The 17,644-nt window shown below is 69.0% G+C and carries 20 protein-coding genes; 6 read left to right on the plus strand and 14 right to left on the minus strand.

Features of this window, described 5'->3' with window-relative positions; genetic code table 11:
• The 4 genes from M878_RS47740 to M878_RS62565 form a co-directional block, all read right to left on the minus strand.
• Window positions 1–219, minus strand: a 219-nt coding sequence (locus M878_RS47740; RefSeq protein WP_158692926.1) for a hypothetical protein, incomplete at its 3' end; no start/stop codon positions are given.
• Window positions 220–538: 319 nt separating this feature from the next.
• Window positions 539–862 carry an STAS domain-containing protein gene (locus M878_RS62555; protein WP_031224821.1) on the minus strand — a complete coding sequence of 108 codons (324 nt, stop codon included), beginning with the start codon at window positions 860–862 and terminating at the stop codon, window positions 539–541.
• A gap of 223 nt (window positions 863–1,085) precedes the next feature.
• Window positions 1,086–1,934, minus strand: a complete 849-nt coding sequence (locus M878_RS62560) for a 3-hydroxyacyl-CoA dehydrogenase family protein (protein ID WP_023546719.1) — start codon at window positions 1,932–1,934, stop codon at window positions 1,086–1,088.
• Window positions 1,935–2,191: 257 nt separating this feature from the next.
• Entirely contained in the window at window positions 2,192–2,833 is a 642-nt protein-coding gene (locus tag M878_RS62565; protein WP_023546720.1) for a TetR/AcrR family transcriptional regulator, read from the minus strand.
• A gap of 96 nt (window positions 2,834–2,929) precedes the next feature.
• Here M878_RS62565 and M878_RS62570 point away from each other — a divergent pair, with 96 nt between their 5' ends.
• From M878_RS62570 to M878_RS62580, 3 genes are read left to right on the plus strand one after another with little or no spacing between them, the layout of a single operon-like run.
• Window positions 2,930–3,751, plus strand: a complete 822-nt coding sequence (locus M878_RS62570) for an ABC transporter ATP-binding protein (RefSeq protein WP_051430080.1) — start codon at window positions 2,930–2,932, stop codon at window positions 3,749–3,751.
• Window positions 3,752–3,770: 19 nt separating this feature from the next.
• Complete coding sequence (locus tag M878_RS62575) at window positions 3,771–4,520, plus strand: ABC transporter permease (RefSeq protein ID WP_023546722.1); 750 nt, start codon at window positions 3,771–3,773, stop codon at window positions 4,518–4,520.
• A 13-nt stretch (window positions 4,521–4,533) separates the two neighbouring features.
• Complete coding sequence (locus M878_RS62580; protein ID WP_023546723.1) at window positions 4,534–5,109, plus strand: cob(I)yrinic acid a,c-diamide adenosyltransferase; 576 nt, start codon at window positions 4,534–4,536, stop codon at window positions 5,107–5,109.
• A 48-nt stretch (window positions 5,110–5,157) separates the two neighbouring features.
• Here M878_RS62580 and M878_RS62585 read toward each other — a convergent pair whose 3' ends face one another.
• A complete protein-coding gene (locus M878_RS62585) occupies window positions 5,158–5,691 on the minus strand; it encodes a hypothetical protein (RefSeq protein ID WP_023546724.1) in 534 nt (177 codons plus the stop codon).
• 151 nt (window positions 5,692–5,842) lie between these two features.
• Here M878_RS62585 and M878_RS62590 point away from each other — a divergent pair, with 151 nt between their 5' ends.
• From M878_RS62590 to M878_RS62600, 3 genes are all read left to right on the plus strand, one after another.
• Window positions 5,843–7,015 carry a sensor histidine kinase gene (locus M878_RS62590; protein ID WP_023546725.1) on the plus strand — a complete coding sequence of 391 codons (1,173 nt, stop codon included), beginning with the start codon at window positions 5,843–5,845 and terminating at the stop codon, window positions 7,013–7,015.
• Window positions 7,012–7,662 (plus strand): response regulator, encoded by a 651-nt coding sequence (locus M878_RS62595; protein ID WP_023546726.1) that lies wholly within the window; start codon window positions 7,012–7,014, stop codon window positions 7,660–7,662. The genes M878_RS62590 and M878_RS62595 overlap by 4 nt, the downstream gene beginning before the upstream one ends.
• A 131-nt stretch (window positions 7,663–7,793) precedes the next feature.
• Window positions 7,794–9,620: a glycoside hydrolase family 18 chitinase gene (locus tag M878_RS62600; protein WP_023546727.1), complete on the plus strand. Its 1,827-nt coding sequence runs from the start codon at window positions 7,794–7,796 to the stop codon at window positions 9,618–9,620.
• 79 nt (window positions 9,621–9,699) lie between these two features.
• On the opposite strand, the gene M878_RS62605 is transcribed toward M878_RS62600, so the two are convergent.
• From M878_RS62605 to atpB, 9 genes are all read right to left on the minus strand, one after another.
• Window positions 9,700–10,146, minus strand: coding sequence for a DUF2550 domain-containing protein (locus M878_RS62605; protein WP_023546728.1), 447 nt, complete (start codon window positions 10,144–10,146; stop codon window positions 9,700–9,702).
• Between the two features lie 156 nt (window positions 10,147–10,302).
• Window positions 10,303–10,677 carry a F0F1 ATP synthase subunit epsilon gene (locus M878_RS62610; protein WP_023546729.1) on the minus strand — a complete coding sequence of 125 codons (375 nt, stop codon included), beginning with the start codon at window positions 10,675–10,677 and terminating at the stop codon, window positions 10,303–10,305.
• 129 nt (window positions 10,678–10,806) lie between these two features.
• Window positions 10,807–12,243: a F0F1 ATP synthase subunit beta gene (atpD, locus tag M878_RS62615; RefSeq protein ID WP_023546730.1), complete on the minus strand. Its 1,437-nt coding sequence runs from the start codon at window positions 12,241–12,243 to the stop codon at window positions 10,807–10,809.
• Window positions 12,244–13,161, minus strand: a complete 918-nt coding sequence (locus tag M878_RS62620) for a F0F1 ATP synthase subunit gamma (protein ID WP_023546731.1) — start codon at window positions 13,159–13,161, stop codon at window positions 12,244–12,246.
• A 21-nt stretch (window positions 13,162–13,182) separates the two neighbouring features.
• A complete protein-coding gene (atpA, locus tag M878_RS62625; RefSeq protein ID WP_023546732.1) occupies window positions 13,183–14,775 on the minus strand; it encodes a F0F1 ATP synthase subunit alpha in 1,593 nt (530 codons plus the stop codon).
• A 133-nt stretch (window positions 14,776–14,908) separates the two neighbouring features.
• On the minus strand, window positions 14,909–15,724 hold the full coding sequence (locus tag M878_RS62630; RefSeq protein ID WP_031224825.1) for a F0F1 ATP synthase subunit delta: 816 nt from the start codon (window positions 15,722–15,724) through the stop codon (window positions 14,909–14,911).
• Between the two features lie 5 nt (window positions 15,725–15,729).
• Window positions 15,730–16,281, minus strand: coding sequence for a F0F1 ATP synthase subunit B (locus M878_RS62635; RefSeq protein WP_023546734.1), 552 nt, complete (start codon window positions 16,279–16,281; stop codon window positions 15,730–15,732).
• Between the two features lie 39 nt (window positions 16,282–16,320).
• Window positions 16,321–16,569, minus strand: a complete 249-nt coding sequence (atpE, locus tag M878_RS62640) for an ATP synthase F0 subunit C (RefSeq protein WP_023546735.1) — start codon at window positions 16,567–16,569, stop codon at window positions 16,321–16,323.
• 77 nt (window positions 16,570–16,646) lie between these two features.
• Window positions 16,647–17,465 carry a F0F1 ATP synthase subunit A gene (atpB, locus tag M878_RS62645; RefSeq protein WP_023546736.1) on the minus strand — a complete coding sequence of 273 codons (819 nt, stop codon included), beginning with the start codon at window positions 17,463–17,465 and terminating at the stop codon, window positions 16,647–16,649.
• Window positions 17,466–17,644: the final 179 nt, after the last annotated feature.

A 17,644-nucleotide genomic window follows, 5' to 3' on the forward strand; every position in this document is an offset into this window, starting at 1 on the left:
GCGCTTGCGGGGCCTTTCCGGCCGCTGGGCCGGCGGGCAGGGCTCGATCTCGCTGCCGTCGACGGGGTTGACGGTCAGCAGCAGGTCGCCGGTCACAAGTTGCGCCGTACGGGCGAGCGCGGGCGTGCTCTGACCGAAGTCGGAGGTGAGGGATTCCCGGGGCGGGCGGCGGCTGTGCGCCTGGCCGTGCTCCTCGGGTCCCGGGTTGATCGGGTCCAAGGGTTCCATGCGTTCCATGGGTTCAGCCCCCCAAAGCGTTGTGTGCCCGTGATTCCGGCCCCTCCCGGCCTTGTCGCACACCGCGCTGTCGCTACTGGTCCGGGCCCGCTCGGTCGAGGGTTGCGAGGCGGCGGGCGACCGAACCCTAAACCTTCGCTCAGTATCTCCGACAGGGCGGGGTGCCACGCGGTCCGAGACGTCACAGTCCGGTGAGGATTGCCCCCGACGTGCGCTTCGACGGCTGCGCCCGGTTCTCCCCCGTCGCGCGTGTCCCCTGGGCCCTGGCAGGCCCTGGCTCACCGCCCGAGCGTTCGCCGGGTCAGGCCCGGGGCAGCGGTTCGACCCCGATGCCGCCCTCGATGGCGAGGATGCGGTGCAGCCGGGTGGCCACCAGCAGGCGCTGCATCTGCGGCGGGACGCCGCGCAGCACCAGACGGCGACCGCAGCGGCCGGCCCGCCGATGGGCACCCATGATCACCCCGAGTCCGGTGGCGTCCCAGGAGTCCAGTTCGGACAGGTCGAGCACCAGGTCGCCGACTCCGGTGTCGACGGCCGAGTGCAGGGCCGTACGGGCGTCCGCCGCGCTGCGGACGTCGAGGCGGCCCCCGACGACCAGCTCGGCATGGTCGCCCCTGATGTGCATATGCGCTCCCCGTTGAATGCGGTTGGCGTACTCGGTGACGATGGTGACGGTGCTGTGCACCGTCTGACTGCGTGAGTGGTGGTGCGGTTGCTGCTTGTAAGCGAACCGATACCGAATTCACCCCGGGGAGTGATGTTCCCGGGGTGAATGTCCGGCATGTGTGCGTACGGGTGGTTCTCGCTAGGGCGTGCTGATGGTTTTCGGTACGGCGTACTGACGGATCTCAGTACGTGTAAAAGCCCTGCCCGCTCTTGCGGCCGATGTCACCGGCGTCCACCATCCGGCGCATCAGCTCCGGCGGCGCGAACTTCTCGTCCTGGCACTCGGTGTAGATGTTGCCGGTGGCGTGCAGCAGGATGTCGACGCCGGTGAGGTCGGCGGTGGCGAGCGGGCCCATGGCGTGGCCGAAGCCCAGCTTGCAGGCGAGGTCGATGTCCTCGGCGGTGGCGACACCGGACTCGTAGAGCTTGGTCGCCTCCACCACGAGGGCGGAGATCAGCCGGGTGGTCACGAAGCCGGCCACGTCCCGGTTGACGACGATGCAGGTCTTGCCGACGGACTCGGCGAACTCCCGTGCGGTGGCGAGGGTTTCGTCGCTCGTCTTGTAGCCGCGGACCAGCTCGACGAGCTGCATCATCGGCACCGGCGAGAAGAAGTGGACGCCGACGACCCGCTCGGGGTGCTCGGTGGCGGCCGCGATCTTGGTGATCGGGATGGCGGAGGTGTTGGAGGCGAGCACGGTGTCCGGGCGCACGAGCTTGTCGAGCGCCCGGAAGATCTCGTGCTTCACTTCCAGCTTCTCGAAGACGGCCTCCACGACGATGTCCGCGTCGGCGGCGGCGTCCAGATCGGTGGTCGCGGCGATACGGGCCAGGGCGGTGTCGGCGTCGTGCGCCTCCATCTTCCCCTTGCTCACGAACTTGTCGTACGAGGCCTTGATGCCGTCGGTGCCACGCTTCAGTGCCTCGTCGGTGACGTCGCGCAGGACGACGTCCCAGCCCGCCTGCGCGGCGACCTGAGCGATCCCGGCCCCCATGAGACCGGCCCCGATGACGGCAAGCTTCCGTGCCACTGACGACTCCCTCGAACGCGCTCCAAGTCTGCTTCTCCGGCGGACCATAGCGCTCCGGGAGCGCTGTGTGAGGGGTTAGTAACGCGTGTCACGGTCTCAGCGCGTGAGACAACGGTCACGTCTCGATGAACGGACTTGGCGGTCCCCCCGCCGGCTGATCCGGCGGGATTCCGGCGGCTCCGGCCGGAGCGCCAATTCCTTGCGGATTCCTGCTGTTCGGCGCCTCTTGGACCGGCTGACGCCACACGCAGGCGCGCTCAGGCCGCTCCCCGCACGGCATAGTTCAGGACCCGTTCGCTCAACAGGTCCTCCATGTCGTCGAGGAGGGCGAGTACCTCTCGGGATACTTCGCGCGGTTCGCGGCCCTTGACCATCTCGCGCCCGATGACCGCGACGATCGTGCTGTGGATCCAGCCGATCTGACCGGCCATCAGATGAGGCAGTTCGTCGCCGTCGGCCGCGCCGGTCTCCTCGCGCAGGGCCTGTTCCAAGTTGGCCTGGACCTCCTGGGCGATGGCCCAGAGGCGGGAGCGCAGGGCGGGGGCCTCCTCGATGACCTTCATGAAGGCCGCGTAGCCGGGCAGCAGGCCGACCCGGGGGGATACCGCCTCGACCTCCTCGCGCAGCTCGCGCAGGACGGCGACGGCGGCCGACTCACCCTCGGGCCGGCCCCGGACCCAGCGGGCGAGGCGGTCGATCATGCCGGCGGAGCGGTCGAAGAAGAGGTCTTCCTTGGCCGGGAAGTAGTTGTAGACGGTGTTGACGGAGACGTTCGCCGCCTCGGCGATCTCCGCGACCGCCACCGCGTCGAAGCCGCGTTCGATGAACAGCCCCGTGGCGACATCCGAGATGTACTGCCTGGTCTGCCGCTTCTTCCGCTCCCTGAGCCCCTCTGCCATGCCCGCATCCTAACTTCGCTGGATCCGATGAAAACTTGACCTCTAGGAAAACTTGGTGTCATTGCAAAATTTCAGTGACTCTGTTTTTCTGTGGACATGGCAGCAGTCATCAGCGCGGCGGGACTCGCCCGCACCTTCCAGACCAAGGCCGGGCCCGTGGCGGCCGTGCGCGGCATCGACCTCGCCGTCCGGGAGGGCGAGATCCTCGGCTTCCTCGGACCCAACGGCGCCGGCAAGACGACGACCCTGCGGATGCTCACCACCCTGCTGAAGCCGACCGGCGGCGCAGCCACCGTCGCCGGGCACGATCTGGCGGCGGATCCGGCCGGGGTGCGCGCGGCGAGCGGATACGTCGCCCAGTCCGGCGGCGTCGACCCTCAGATCACCGTGCGGGAGGAACTGGTCACCCAGGGCCGGATGTACCGCCTGCCCAAGGCCGAGGCGGTGGCGCGAGCGGAGGAGCTGGCGCGGGAGCTGGATCTCACCGGCTTCCTCGACCGCAAGGCCGGCGCCCTCTCCGGCGGGCAGAGGCGCCGGCTGGACATCGCGATGGCGCTCACCCACCGGCCGAAGGTGCTGTTCCTGGACGAGCCGACGACCGGGCTCGACCCGGGCAGCCGTGCCGACCTGTGGGAGCTGGTCCGCCGGCTGCGCGACGAGCGCGGTACGACCGTCTTCCTGACGACCCACTACCTGGACGAGGCCGACGCCCTCGCCGACCGCCTGGTGATCGTCGACCGGGGCACGGTCGCCGCCGAGGGCACACCGGGCGCCCTCAAGCTGAAGCACGGCGGCTCGCTCGACGCCACCCTCCAGGACACCTTCCTCGCCATCACCGGCCGCGGGCCCTCCCCCAGTCTCGAACAGGCTCGACCGGGGGGACCCCCATCGGCCGACGCCGCCACCCTCGCCGTATAAGCCGTTAAGGACCGTACACATGCTGCTTCACGACACGGCCCTCATCTACGGCCGCTATCTCCGCCAGTCCCTGCGCTCCCGCTTCGCGCTGCTCTTCGGCGTGCTCACCCCCCTGCTCTACCTGCTCTTCTTCGGGCCGCTGCTCACGCATCTCCCGCTGGGCGGCAGCGGCAGCTCCTGGCAGGTTCTGGTCCCCGGCCTGCTGCTCCAACTCGGCCTGTTCGGCGCCCTGTTCGCCGGGTTCACGGTGATCATCGAGAAGGGGCAGGGGGTGGTGGAACGGATGCGCGTGACCCCGGTCAGCCGGCTCGCCCTCCTCCTCGGCCGGGTGCTGCGTGACGCCACGGTCTTCGTCTTCCAGGCGGTGCTGCTGGTGCTGGCCGCGCTGGTGATGGGCCTGCGCGCGCCGCTCGCGGGCATCCTGATCGGCTTCGCGTTCGTCGCCCTGCTCACGCTCTCGCTGGCCTCGCTGTCGTACGCGCTCGGCATGAAGGTCCGCACCCCGCAGGAGTTCGGCCCGCTGATCAACATGGTGTCGATGCCGTCGATGCTGCTGTCCGGCCTGATGCTCCCGATGACCCTCGCGCCCGCCTGGTTGAACGCCCTCTCGCACTTCGTGCCGTTCCGCTACCTGGTGGACGCGGTGCGCGACGCCTACGTCGGCCACTACGCCACCGCCCATATGCTCTACGGCGCCCTCGTCGCCGTCGGCTTCGCGGCGCTGGCGGTGACGGTGGGCACACGAGTGTTCCGGACGGCCGGAGCGTAACTAGGCTGGCCATATGGTCAATCTGACGCGCATCTACACCAGGACCGGCGACAAGGGCACCACCGCGCTCGGTGACATGAGCCGAGTCGCCAAGACCGACCTCCGGATCTCGGCCTACGCCGACGCCAACGAGGCCAACGCGGTGATCGGCACCGCGATCGCGCTGGGCGGGCTGGACGCGGAGGTCGTCAAGGTCCTCACGCGCGTCCAGAACGACCTGTTCGACGTGGGTGCGGACCTGTCCACGCCGGTGGCGGAGAACCCGGAGTACCCGCCGCTCAGGGTGGAGCAGTTCTACATCGACAAGCTGGAGGCGGACTGCGACCGCTTCAACGAACGGCTGGAGAAGCTCCGCTCCTTCATCCTGCCCGGCGGCACCCCCGGCGCGGCCCTCCTCCACCAGGCCTGCACGGTCGTGCGCCGCGCCGAACGCTCCACCTGGGCGGCCCTGGAGGTCCACGGCGACATCATGAACCCCCTCACGGCCACCTACCTCAACCGTCTCTCCGACCTGCTGTTCATCCTGGCCCGGACTGCGAACAAGGAGATGGGCGATGTCCTCTGGGTGCCAGGCGGGGAACGCGGGTGAAACCACCTCCCGGCCGGGGGACGTGTTGCGGGTACCCGGCGGGGAGCGTCAGCGCTCGCGCTTCGGAAAGAAGGTGTAGCTGCCGGCGATGATCACGTTGATGCCGATCAGCCACAGCATCCGCAGCTGCCACTGGCGCAGTGAACCGGTGTCGCCGGCGGAGCCGACGTACCAGATGGCGGACTGGAGCAGGGCGAGGGCGACCAGGGAGGCCAGGATCCAGCGGGCCGCGACTTTCCACTCGTGGACCGCGCGGGCCCTGCCGTAGCGCGGCGGCTTCACCGGGGGCGGGCCGCCGGCGAAGCGGTGGGCGGCCCGGGCGTCGGCCCACTTGATCGTCGAGTGGCCGAGCCCGACCGTGAAGCCGATGTAGACGGCGGCCAGGCCGTGCCGCCAGTCCGGGCGGGCGCCGTTCTTCAGGTCGATCGCGGTGACGACGAAGAGCACGACCTCCAGGAGCGGCTCGCACAGCAGCAGCGCCAGTCCGGTCCGGGGCATCCGCAGCCCGTACCGGAAGGTCAGTCCGGCCGCCAGCAGCACCCAGAACGCCACTTCGCAGGCGATGACCAAGCCGACGATCATGGTTCGCTCCCCTCGTTCACCCCTCCAGGGTCCCGGCGGCGAGGGTACGGATCGTCGTCGGTGCGGACGAAGTAGTCGTAAGCGAAAGTTGCAGTCCAGGACCCTGCCCGGGGATCAGGCGGGCCGGGCGCGGGCCGTGTTGGATGGACACATGACCCTCGCACTCCCGCGCCCCCACCGTGACGACGTGCGGATCGCCGTGGGCGGGCTGCTCGGCGGGGTGCTGCTGTGGCTGTTCGGGATCCATCCGCGCGTGCCCTCGGACCCGCTGGTGCAGTGGCACGCGCCCTGGGCCCCGCTGCTGCCGCTGGCGGCGACCGCCGCGTGCGAGTCGCTGCGCCGCATCCGGCCCCGCATCGGTCTGCTGATCGGCACGCTCGCGCTGACCCTGGACACGGTGACGCTGGGCAACGTCGTCACCCTCGTCATGTACACCGACCTGATGTACGCGGCCGTCCTGTACGGCAGCCCCGCCTCGGCCCGTCGTATCCCCTGGGTCACCGGGATGCTGACGGTGCTCGGCGGGGTCGTGCCTGCCACGATCTGGCGCGATCCGCAGGGGCTGCTGATCGGTGTGGGCATCGGTGTCGTCGCGTTCGCGCCCGCCGCGACCGGCTGGGTGGTGCGCAACCACCGTGACGCGGCCGAGGCCGCCCGGCTGCGCGCCGAACAGACGGCGCTGCTCGCCGAGATGGACCGCACCCAGGCGGTGACCGCCGAACGGGCCCGGACGGCACGGGAGTTGCACGACATGGTCGCCAACCATCTGTCCGCGATCGCGATCCACTCCACGGCCGCGCTGTCCCTCGACGATCCGCAGACCTCCCGGGACGCGCTGAGCGTGATCCGGGAGAACAGCGTGGCGGGGCTGGCCGAGATGCGGCGGCTGATCGGCATCCTGCGGGACAGCAGCGGCGATCTGGAACCGGCCGCGACACCGACGCTCGACGGCCTCTCCACCCTGGTCAAGGGCGCCCGCGCCAACGGCCTGGACGTCCGGCTCGACGCCGGGCACGGCCAGGTGCCGGCGCCGGTGGAGCTGGCCGCGTACCGGATCGTGCAGGAGTCGCTGACCAACGTGCTCAAGCACGCGGCGCCGGGACCCGTCCGGGTCACCCTGCGGCAGGCCGACAGCGCCCTGCGCATCGAGGTCACCAGCCCCTACCGGCCCGGCGACACCCCCCGCGCCCCCGGCTCGGGCTCGGGGCTGACCGGGATGCGGGAGCGGGCGACGCTGCTCGGCGGCGGCTTCACGGCCGGACCCGAGGCCGGCCTATGGGCCGTACGCGCCAGTCTTCCACTCGTCGAAGGAGCCTCCGCATGAACCGGCCCATCCAGGTTCTCGTCGCCGAGGACCAGTCCGCCGTGCGCGCCGGACTCGTCCTGATCCTGCGCAGCGCCCCCGACATCGAGGTGGTCGGCGAGGCGGCGGACGGCGAGCGGGCGGTGGAGCTGGCCCGGGAACTGCGGCCGGACCTCGTGCTGATGGACGTACAGATGCCGCGTCTCGACGGGGTGTCGGCGACCCGGCTGATCGTGGCGGAGCGGCTCGCGGATGTGCTCGTGCTGACCACCTTCGACCTGGACGAGTATGTGTTCGGGGCGCTGCGGGCGGGGGCGGCCGGGTTTCTGCTGAAGAACACCGAGGCGCGGGATCTGCTGGAGGCGGTGCGGACGGTGGGGCGTGGGGAGGGGATCGTCGCGCCGGCCGTGACCCGGCGGCTGATCGCCGAGTTCGCGGCCGGTCCGGTACGGGGGGCGAAGGGCGATCCGGCCGTCCTCGAGGGGCTGACCCGGCGCGAGCGGGAGGTGCTGTCCTGTGTCGGCCAGGGGCTGTCGAACGCCGAGATCGCCGGGCGGCTGCAGATGGCGGAGGGCACGGTGAAGACGCATGTGAGCCGGCTGCTGGCCAAGCTGGGGCTGCGCAGCCGGGTCCAGGCGGCCGTACTGGCCCAGGAGTTGGGGGTCTAGTCAGCCACGAGGCAGATTGGTCCAGACCTATTGACCCGTGGTCCAGACCTTTCTACTCTCACAGCACCGTGGGCGTGAAGGCTCAGTCATGCCCTTGACTCCCCAACATCCCCCATACCGAGGAGGCGCACATGCGCTTCAGACTCAGACACAGAGCCGCGGCGGGCTTCGCGACCCTGTTGCTCCCCCTGGCCGGCCTCGTCGGTCTCGCGAGCCCCGCACAGGCCGCGGCCACCGCGACGGCGAGCTTCACCAAGACCAGCGACTGGGGAACCGGCTTCGGTGGTCAGTGGACCATCAAGAACACCGGCACCGCCGGCATCAGTTCCTGGACCGTCGAGTGGGACTTCCCCTCCGGTACGTCCGTCACCTCCGCCTGGGACGCGGACGTGACCAGCTCCGGCACCCACTGGACCGCCAAGAACAAGTCCTACAACGGCAGCATCGCCCCCGGCGCCTCCGTCTCCTTCGGCTTCAACGGCGCGGGCCCCGGCTCGCCGTCCAACTGCAAGCTGAACGGCGGCAGTTGCGACGGCACGACGGTCCCCGGTGACAACCCGCCGAGCGCGCCCGGCACGCCCACCGCCTCCGGCATCACCGACACCTCGGTCAAGCTCGGCTGGGGCGCGGCCACCGACGACAAGGGCGTGAAGAACTACGACGTCCTGCGCGACGGCAAGGTTGTCTCCACCGTCACCACCACGTCGTACACGGACACCGGCCTGACCGCCGGCACCGACTACTCCTACACCGTGCAGGCCCGCGACACCGCCGACCAGACCGGCCCGGTCAGCGGCGCGGTCAAGGTGCACACCACCGGCGGCACCACCACTCCCCCGCCCACCGGCGACAAGGTCAAGCTCGGCTACTTCACCGAGTGGGGCATCTACGGCCGCAACTACAACGTCAAGAACCTGGTGACGTCCGGCTCGGCGGCGAAGATCACGCACATCAACTACGCCTTCGGCAACGTGACCAACGGCCAGTGCGCGATCGGCGACTCCTACGCCGACTACGACAAGGCCTTCACCGCCGACCAGTCGGTGAGCGGCGTCGCCGACACCTGGGACCAGCCGCTGCGCGGCAACTTCAACCAGCTGCGCGAACTGAAGGCCAAGTACCCGAACCTCAAGGTGCTGTGGTCCTTCGGCGGGTGGACCTGGTCCGGCGGGTTCGCGCAGGCGGCCGCCAACCCATCCGCGTTCGCCGACTCCTGCTACAACCTGGTCGAGGACCCGCGCTGGGCCGATGTCTTCGACGGCATCGACATCGACTGGGAGTACCCGAACGCCTGCGGTCTGTCCTGCGACACCAGCGGGGCGGCGGCCTTCAAGAACGTGCTGGCCGCGCTGCGCGCCAAGTTCGGTGCGAGCAAGCTGGTCACCGCCGCGGTCACCGCCGACGGCTCCTCCGGCGGCAAGATCGAGGCGGCGGACTACGCGGGCGCCGCCCAGTACGCCGACTGGTACAACGTGATGTCGTACGACTTCTTCGGCGCCTGGGACGCCCAGGGCCCGACGGCCCCGCACTCCCCGCTCACCTCGTACTCGGGCATCCCGAAGGCCGGGTTCGACACGGCCGACGCGATCGCCAAGTACAAGTCCATCGGGGTGCCCGCGTCCAAGCTGCTCATCGGCATCGGGCTCTACGGCCGCGGCTGGACGGGCGTCACCCAGGACGCCCCGGGCGGTACGGCCACGGGACCCGCGGCCGGCACCTATGAGCAGGGCATCGAGGACTACAAGGTGCTCAAGACGTCCTGCCCGGTGACCGGCACCATCGCGGGCACCGCGTACGCGCACTGCGGCAGCAACTGGTGGTCGTACGACACCCCGTCGACGATCGCCGGGAAGATGAGCTGGGCCAAGTCCCAGGGTCTCGGCGGTGCGTTCTTCTGGGAGTTCAGCGGCGACACCAGCGACGGTGAGCTGGTGAACGCCATCAGCAGCAATCTGTAATACCTGTAAGTGTCCTAAGCGACGTTGACGCTCCCCCAGACTTCGTCCGGGGGGACCCCCACCCAGCGAGTGAATGTGGCTACGCCACATTCACTCGCTGTCCAGGCGGGGCTGCCTCCAGCCACGCGAGGAATCCGGTCAGCGCGTCTTCGCTCATGGCGAGTTCGAGGCGCGTGCCCCGGTGCGTACAGGCGAGGACCACCGCGTCGGAGAGCAGCGCCAGTTCCTCCTCGCCCTCGGGCAGCCGGCGGCCGGCCACCTCGATCCGCGCGCGCTCCAGGGTGCGGCGGGGGCGGGGGGCGTAGGAGAAGACGCGGTACCACTCGATGCGGTCGCCGTTGTAGCGGGCGACGCCATAGCTCCAGCCCTTGCCGCCCGCGTCCGGTTTCTCGGCCACGTCCCAGCGCAGGGAACAGTCGAAGGTACCGCCGGAGCGCTGGATGAGTCTGCGGCGCAGCCCGAACAGGAACAGCCCCACCACCACGAGCGCGACCACGATCCCGCACACAGTCAGAGCGAGGACCATCGGCACCGACCTCCTCGTCTCCCACGTAGTGGAACTGCTTCTGTCACTGAGTAATGAAACCGGAAAAACACCCACATCTGCCTCAGCCGCGACCGGCACCGGATTGCTCCGGGCCGGCCGCGGCTGAGTGACGTCATACGGCGGCTTGCTGTGGGCTCAGCGGGCCGCCGCCGCGCGCAGGCGGACGTCTGCGCGGCGCTCGGCGGCGGCGTCGCCCTCCGCCTTCGCGCGCTCCAGCTCCCGCTCCGTGCGCTGGACATCGATCTCATCCGACAGCTCGGCGATCTCGGCCAGCAGGGACAGCTTGTTGTCGGCGAACGAGATGAAACCGCCGTGCACCGCGGCGACGACCGTTCCACCTTCACTCGTACGGATGGTCACCGGGCCCGACTCCAGCACACCGAGCAGCGGCTGGTGACCGGGCATGACGCCGATGTCGCCGGACGTGGTGCGCGCGACGACCAGGGTGGCCTCGCCGGACCAGACCTGGCGGTCGGCAGCGACCAGCTCGACGTGCAGCTCAGCAGCCAAGGGTGGCTCCTCGGGTCACCACCCGGCGGTTGTGCCGGGTGTTGGGGTCAATTCTAGTGGGCGTGGAGAGAGGGGCTGGACGCACCCCGCAGGGGATGGGCCCGCGCCCCTCTCACGAACTCAGGGAGTTCAGGAGACGCCCAGCTCCTTGGCGTTGGCCTTGAGGTCCTCCAGGCCACCGCACATGAAGAACGCCTGCTCCGGGAAGTGGTCGAACTCGCCGTCGCAGATCGCGTTGAACGCCGTGATCGTCTCGTCCAGCGGGACGTCCGAACCGTCCACGCCGGTGAACTGCTTGGCGACGTGGGTGTTCTGGGACAGGAAGCGCTCCACACGACGGGCACGGTGGACGACGAGCTTGTCCTCCTCGCCCAGCTCGTCGATACCGAGGATCGCGATGATGTCCTGCAGGTCCTTGTACTTCTGCAGGATGTTCTTCACGCGCATGGCCGCGTTGTAGTGGTCCTGCGCGATGTAGCGCGGGTCCAGGATCCGGGACGTGGAGTCCAGCGGGTCCACGGCCGGGTAGATACCCTTCTCGGAGATCGGACGGGAGAGAACCGTCGTCGCGTCGAGGTGGGCGAAGGTGGTCGCCGGGGCCGGGTCGGTCAGGTCGTCGGCGGGGACGTAGATCGCCTGCATCGAGGTGATCGAGTGACCGCGGGTCGAGGTGATGCGCTCCTGGAGGAGGCCCATCTCGTCGGCCAGGTTCGGCTGGTAACCCACCGCGGACGGCATACGGCCGAGCAGCGTGGAGACCTCGGAACCGGCCTGCGTGAAGCGGAAGATGTTGTCGATGAAGAACAGCACGTCCTGCTTCTGGACGTCACGGAAGTACTCGGCCATGGTGAGGCCGGCCAGCGCGACGCGCAGACGGGTGCCCGGGGGCTCGTCCATCTGACCGAAGACCAGCGCGGTCTTGTCGATGACGCCCGAGTCGGACATCTCCTCGATCAGGTCGTTGCCCTCACGGGTGCGCTCACCGACACCGGCGAACACGGAGACACCGTCGTGGTTGTTGGCGACACGGTAGATCATCTCCTGGATGAGCACCGTCTTGCCGACGCCGGCGCCGCCGAACAGGCCGATCTTGCCGCCCTTGACGTACGGGGTGAGCAGGTCGATGACCTTGACGCCCGTCTCGAACATCTCGGTCTTGGACTCGAGCTCGTCGAAGTTCGGGGCCTTGCGGTGGATCGGCCAGCGCTCGCCGTCGTAGGACTCGTCGACGTTCAGCACCTCACCGAGGGTGTTGAACACCTTGCCCTTGGTGAAGTCGCCGACGGGGACGGAGATGGCCGCGCCCGTGTCGGTGACCGGGGCCTGGCGGACCAGACCGTCGGTCGGCTGCATGGAGATGGTGCGGACCAGGCCGTCACCCAGGTGCTGGGCGACCTCCAGGGTCAGCGTCTTCTTCTCGCCCGCGTTCGCCGGGTCGGAGACCTCGACGTGAAGGGCGTTGTAGATGTCCGGCATCGCGTCGACGGGGAACTCCACGTCGACGACCGGGCCGATGACCCGGGCGACGCGGCCCGTAGCCGTCGCGGTCTCAACAGTGGTGGTCATTTATCGGTCACTCCCCGCGGTCGCGTCGGCCAGGGCGCTCGCGCCACCGACGATCTCGCTGATTTCCTGGGTGATTTCGGCCTGGCGGGCCGCGTTGGCAAGACGGGTGAGGTTGTTGATCAGCTCGCCCGCGTTGTCGGTGGCCGACTTCATCGCGCGCCGCGTGGCGGCGTGCTTCGAAGCGGCCGACTGGAGCAGCGCGTTGTAGATACGGCTTTCCACATAGCGCGGCAGCAGGGCGTCGAGGACGTCCTCCGCCGAGGGCTCGAAGTCGTACAGCGGGAGGATCTCCCCCTTGGGGTGAGCCTCCTCGGCGACCTCTTCGAGGCGAAGCGGCAGCAGCCGGGCGTCCAGCGCCGTCTGCGTCATCATCGAGACGAACTCGGTGAAGACGATGTGGAGTTCATCCACACCACCCTCGGCCGTCTCCTTCTCGATGGCCTCGATCAGGGGCGCCGCGACCTTCTTGGCGTCCGCGTACGTCGGCTCGTCCGTGAAGCCCGTGAACGACTCCGCGATCTTGCGCTCGCGGAAGTTGTAGTGGGCGACACCGCGCCGGCCGACGATGTACGTGTCGACCTGCTTGCCCTCGCGCTCCAGGCGCTCGGTCAGCTGCTCCGCCGTCTTGATGGCGTTGGAGTTGAAGGCGCCGGCGAGGCCGCGGTCGCTCGTGAGGAGCAGAACCGCGGCACGGGCCGGGTTCTCCGCCTCCGTGGTGAGCGGGTGCTTGGTGTTCGAGCCGGTGCCGACCGCCGTGACCGCGCGCGTCAGCTCGGTCGCGTACGGCGTGGAGGCCGCCACCTTGCGCTGCGCCTTGACGACGCGCGAGGCGGCGATCATCTCCATCGCCTTCGTGATCTTCTTGGTCGCGCTGACGGATCGGATGCGACGCTTGTAGACCCGGAGCTGGGCTCCCATGAGTCAGGTCCCTTCCTTACGTCACTTGGCGGCAGCGGCAGGAACGTCCTCGCCGAGCAGCTTGCCGTCCGAGGTCTCGAACTGCTTCTTGAACTCGGCCACCGCGTCGTCGACCGCCTGGATCGTGTCGGACGACATCTTGGCGCCCTCCTTGATGGAGGTCATCAGGCCCTGGTGCTTCCGGTGCAGGAAGTCGATCAGTTCCTTCTCGAAGCGGCGGATGTCGGTGACCGGGACGTCGTCCATGCGGCCGTTGGTGCCGGCCCAGACGGAGACGACCTGGTCCTCGGTGGCCATCGGCTGGTACTGGTCCTGCTTCAGCAGCTCGACCATGCGCGAACCGCGCTCCAGCTGCGCCTTGGAGGCCGCGTCCAGGTCGGAACCGAAGGCGGCGAACGCCTCCAGCTCACGGAACTGGGCGAGGTCGACACGGAGGCGGCCGGAGACCTGGCGCATCGCCTTGTGCTGCGCGGAACCACCGACTCGGGAGACGGAGATACCGACGTTCAGCGCGGGACGCTGACCGGCGTTGAACAGGTCCGACTCCAGGAAGCACTGGCCGTCGGTGATGGAGATGACGTTGGTCGGGATGAACGCCGAGACGTCGTTGGCCTTGGTCTCGACGATCGGCAGACCGGTCATCGAGCCGGCACCCATGTCGTCGGAGAGCTTGGCGCAGCGCTCCAGCAGCCGGGAGTGCAGGTAGAAGACGTCACCCGGGTAGGCCTCACGGCCCGGTGGGCGGCGCAGCAGCAGCGACACGGCGCGGTAGGCGTCGGCCTGCTTCGACAGGTCGTCGAAGATGATGAGGACGTGCTTGCCCTCGTACATCCACTGCTGGCCGATGGCCGAACCGGTGTACGGCGCAAGGTACTTGAAGCCGGCCGGGTCGGACGCCGGGGCGGCGACGATGGTCGTGTACTCCAGGGCGCCGTTCTCCTCCAGCGCGCGGCGCACGCCGGCGATGGTGGAGCCCTTCTGGCCGATGGCGACGTAGATGCAGCGGACCTGCTTCTTCGGGTCGCCCGAGCGCCAGTTGTCGCGCTGGTTGATGATCGTGTCGACGGCCAGGGCGGTCTTGCCGGTCTGGCGGTCACCGATGATCAGCTGACGCTGACCACGGCCGATCGGGGTCATCGCGTCGACGGCCTTGTAGCCGGTCTCCATCGGCTCGTGCACCGACTTGCGCTGCATGACCGTGGGGGCCTGCAGCTCCAGCGCACGGCGGCCGGACGTCTCGATCTCGCCGAGGCCGTCGATCGGGTTGCCGAGCGGGTCGACGACACGGCCGAGGTAGCCCTCGCCGACCGCGACGGAGAGGACCTCACCGGTGCGCTGCACCGGCTGACCCTCCTCGATGCCGCTGAACTCACCGAGGACGATGGCACCGATCTCGCGCTCCTCGAGGTTGAGGGCGAGGCCGAGGGTGCCGTCCTCGAACTTCAGCAGTTCGTTGGCCATGGCCGAGGGCAGGCCCTCGACCTTCGCGATGCCGTCGCCGGCAAGGGTGACCGTACCGACCTCCTCGCGCGAGGCCGCGTCCGGCTTGTACGACTGGACGAAGTTCTCCAGCGCGTCCCGGATCTCCTCCGGCCGGATCGTGAGCTCCGCCATCTGGGTTCCCTGCTCTCCTTGTTGGGCCCGAAGTTTCACTTTGGGGGTCTGGGGGCGACCCCCAGGATTCTTCTGCACGGCCCAACCAGGGCCGTCCTAAGTACTACTGCTGTTCTCGAATACCGGGCGTCGCTCAGCTCGCCATGCGGCGGGCGGCGTCGTCCAGGCGGTCCGCGAGGGAGCCGTTGATGACCTCGTCACCGACCTGCACCCGGATACCGCCGACGACCTCGGGGTCCACGTCCAGGTTGAGGTGCATCCGGCGGCCGTAGAGCTTGGCGAGGGCGGCGCCGAGGCGCTGCTTCTGGCCGTCGCTCAGCGGTACCGCCGAGGTGACGACGGCGACCATACGGTCCCGGCGCTCGGCGGCCAGCTTGGACAGGGACTCCAGTCCCGCTTCCAGGCTACGTCCACGCGGCGCGGTCACAAGACGCGTCACCAGTCGCTCGGTGACGGGCTTGGCCCGGCCGCCGAGCAGCCGGTGCAGCAGCTCGGTCTTGGCCGCCGTACCCGCGGCGCGGTCGGTCAGCGCGGCGCGCAGCTCGGTGCTGGAGGAGACGATCCGGCCGAACCGGAACAGCTCGTCCTCGGCGTCGTCGAGGGTGCCCGTCTTCTCCGCGGCCGTGAGGTCGGCGGTGCTCGCCAGCTCCTCCAGCGCGTCCACCACGTCACGGGGCTGCGACCAGCGGGAGCGCGCCATCCCGGCCACCAGGTCGGCGGTGGACCCGCTGACCTGGGCGCCGATCAGACGCTGGACCAGTTCCGCCTTGGCCTCCGCGGGCTGCGCCGGGTCGGTGAGGACCCGGCGCAGGCCGGCCTCGCGGTCGAGCAGCGCGGTGACGGCCGCCAGCTCGTCCGCGAGCTGCCCGGCGTCCACGGACGTGGAGTCCGTCAGCGCGTCGAGACGCTCACGGGCGGCAGCCAGGGCCTCGCGGCTCGCTCCGTGCATGGCCGTCATCGAGTTGCCTCGGCCTTCTCCTCAAGCTCGTCGAGGAAGCGGTCGATCACACGGCTCTGGCGGGCGTGGTCCTCAAGGGACTCGCCGACGAGCTTGCCGGCCAGTTCGGTGGCGAGCTTGCCGACGTCCTGACGCAGCGAGGACGCGGCGACCTTGCGGTCGGCCTCGATCTGGGCGTGACCGGCGGCGACGATCTCCTCGCGCTGCCGCTGGCCCTCGGCCCGCATCTCGGCGATGAGCGCGGCACCCTGCTCCTGCGCCTCCTGGCGCAGGCGCGCGGCCTCGTGCCGGGCCTCGGCGAGCTGGGCCTTGTACTGCTCAAGGACGCTCTGGGCCTCGACCTTCATGGCGTCGGCCTCTTCGATACCGCCTTCGATCGCCGCTCGGCGCTCCTCCAGAACCTTGTTGATGTTCGGAAGCAGCTTCTTCCAGAAGAAGAAGAACACGATGGCGAAGGCGATGGTGCCGACGAGCAGCTCGGGACCGGCCGGGACGAGCGGGTTCTGCTCGGTCTCCTCGGCCGCCAGCTGTGCCAGGTTGGCGATCACATCAGTGCCTTTCGTCGATTCGTGTCGGGTAAGGAGTGATTACTTACCGAACACGAACGGCATAACGATGCCGATGAGGGCGAGCGCCTCACAGAAGGCGAAGCCCAGGATCTGGTTGGCGCGGATCAGACCGGCGGCCTCGGGCTGGCGGGCCAGGGCCTGGGTGCCGTTACCGAAGATGATGCCGACGCCGATGCCAGGGCCGATCGCAGCGAGGCCGTAGCCGATCGAGCCGACGGAGCCGTGAACACCAGCGGTGGCGGCGAGGGTCTCAAGAGCAGCGGACATGCCGGTTCTTCCTTCTCTTTCATGGACCGGTGGGGGTTGGCCACCGGACGTCTGGGGGTTGGCGGGGGTGGTACGGCTCAGTGGTGCTCGGCGAGAGCGCCCTGAATGTAGGAGCAGGCCAGCAGCACGAAGACGTACGCCTGGACGGCCTGGACGAAGAGCTCGAAGAGGATCATGGCCATCGTCATCACGAAGGAGACTCCGGCGCCCACGACCAGCCAGCTGTTCAGCAGGTACCAGGAGGCCACGGTGAACATGACCAGCATCAGGTGACCGGCGAACATGTTGGCGAAGAGTCGCACCGCGTGCGTGAAGGGGCGGACCAGCAGGTTCGAGAAGAACTCGATGACCATGACGAGCGGCAGCACGGCGCCGAGCGACTTGTCGTAGCCGGTGACGTTCTTGAAGAAGCCGACGAATCCGTGCTTCTTGAAGGTGAGCGCCACCCAGGTGATGTAGACGATCGCGGCCAGCACCATCGGGAAGGCGATGACCGAGGACACCGGGAACTGCGCCAGCGGGATCACGGACCAGACGTTCATGATCCAGACGAAGAAGAAGATGGAGACCATGAGCGGCACCCACTTCTCGCCCTCGCGCTTGCCGAGGGTCTCGTACACGATGCCGCGGCGCACGAAGTCGTAGCCGGCCTCGCCGATCATCTGGAGCTTGCCCGGAACGACCTTGGCCTTGCCGAAGGCGGCCGAGAAGAAGGTGACGACGAGCAGCGTGGTGACGAGCGCGAGCAGCATCACCTTGTTGAACTCGAAGCCCCCGACGGTGAAGAGCGGCTTGAACAGGAAGGAGTTCAGGCCCGGGGCCGGGAAACCGCACCCGTTGTCGGACAGGACCCGACAACTCCAGTCAAAGGCGAGCTGGGTCTGGTCAGCACTCACCGCGGGCTCCTTCGGCGTGACGCATGGGTACGGCAACCTCGTTGTGTCGGCGCGGCACGCGGCCGCGGATCGGCACCGGACTGGTGTTACGGATGTGGGGGCGGCTGAGGGGCATCGAGCCTCGCGATCGAGCAGGCGTCAGCTCAGGTGCCCGCGCCCGCGATGCCGCAGTTGGCACC

It is taken from the genome of Streptomyces roseochromogenus subsp. oscitans DS 12.976, from assembly GCF_000497445.1.
Taxonomy (GTDB): Bacteria; Actinomycetota; Actinomycetes; order Streptomycetales; family Streptomycetaceae; genus Streptomyces; species Streptomyces oscitans.